We start from the raw sequence: 1,248 nt of genomic DNA on the forward strand, positions 1-1,248 counted from the left end.
TCGCGGACGCGGCCAGGGTCTTCTCGAGGTCCCGGATGTCGGACGTGTCCCAGTCCAGGTCCCATCCGGCGGAGTGGAACATCGCGGCGAGGATGCCGGCGGTGAAGCCCCACACGACGAGGTCGTCGTGCTGGAACGCCGGGCCGGTCCACCCGGTGGTGTGCCGGAGCAGGAATCGGTTGGCGGGATCGAGCAGCTCGTCGACCGGCACGGTCATCACGCGCGCGGTCTCCCCCGGGTCCACGACGTCGACCTCCATCGGCTCCCGCCAGTATCCGAGCACCGGTGCGACGGAGTAGTTCGAGACCGGGATGTACAGCTCGGGGAGCACCGCGAGCACGTCCACCCCGTGGGGGTCGAGGCCGGTCTCCTCCCACGCCTCACGCAGCGCGGCCTCCACCGGGCCGCTGTCCGTGTCGTCGACGCCGCCGCCGGGGAACGAGATCTGACCCGAGTGGTTGCGCAGCGTGGGGGCCCGGTGGGTGAGCAGGACGCGGGCATCGGTGGGCGGCCGGGGGCCGGGCGCGTCCTCCGAGCCGGAGAACAGCACCAGGACGGCGGCGTCGCGGTGCGGTCGGCCGACCTCGTTGGGACCGCGGTCCTCGGGCGGGCGCCGTCTCGGCAGCAACCCGTCGAAGCTGCCGTCGGTGCACGCCGTCATGAGGGGGTCCATCCAAGCGGGGTGCGGGACGCCGGTGACGTCGCCGGGCCGGGGCGCGGGCCCGTTCGCGGGGTTGCTCACGCGGTCACTCCCAGGTGTTCGGCGACGGCGTCCAGCACGTCCTGCTCGCTGTCCATGGGCTCGACCAGCACGTGCGCGATCGTCCCGTCGGCGCGGACGAATAGCGTCAGCGGCAGGACGGGTGGCGCGCCGAGCACGGCCGGCAGCTCCTCCTCCTGGTCGGAGACCGAGATCAGTTCCTCGATGCCCAGCGCGGCGAGGGTGTCGAAACCCTTGGTCTCGGACGGGTCCGTGTGCGAGAGCACCACCCGCACCTCGTCACCGAGGGTGGCTTGGGCGTCACGGATGGCGGGTAGCTCGCGGCGGCAAGGTTCGCACCAGTAGGCCCACATGTTGACCACCATGGGCGTGCCGGCCTGGATCTTGCCGAGCGTGGTGGTGGAGCCGTCGTCCATGCAGCGCACCATCAGTCCGGCGACGGGGCCGGTGGTGGTGGCGGGCACGGCGCTGTCGCGGCAGGCGGGGAGCCCGGCCTCGGCGCGGACCGCGGGGTCCACGACGGTGCG

Annotated in this window: 2 protein-coding genes; both read right to left on the reverse strand. The window is 72.8% G+C overall.

Annotation, left to right across the window (positions count from 1 at the left end):
* Window positions 1-742, reverse strand: a 742-nt coding sequence (locus G6024_RS10030; RefSeq protein ID WP_235027848.1) for an NUDIX hydrolase, incomplete at its 3' end; no start/stop codon positions are given.
* Window positions 739-1,248, reverse strand: a 510-nt coding sequence (locus tag G6024_RS10035; RefSeq protein ID WP_159148619.1) for a TlpA family protein disulfide reductase, incomplete at its 5' end; no start/stop codon positions are given. The genes G6024_RS10030 and G6024_RS10035, both read right to left, overlap by 4 nt.

Source organism: Dietzia maris, assembly GCF_014144855.1.
GTDB classification, from domain to species: Bacteria; Actinomycetota; Actinomycetes; order Mycobacteriales; family Mycobacteriaceae; genus Dietzia; species Dietzia kunjamensis.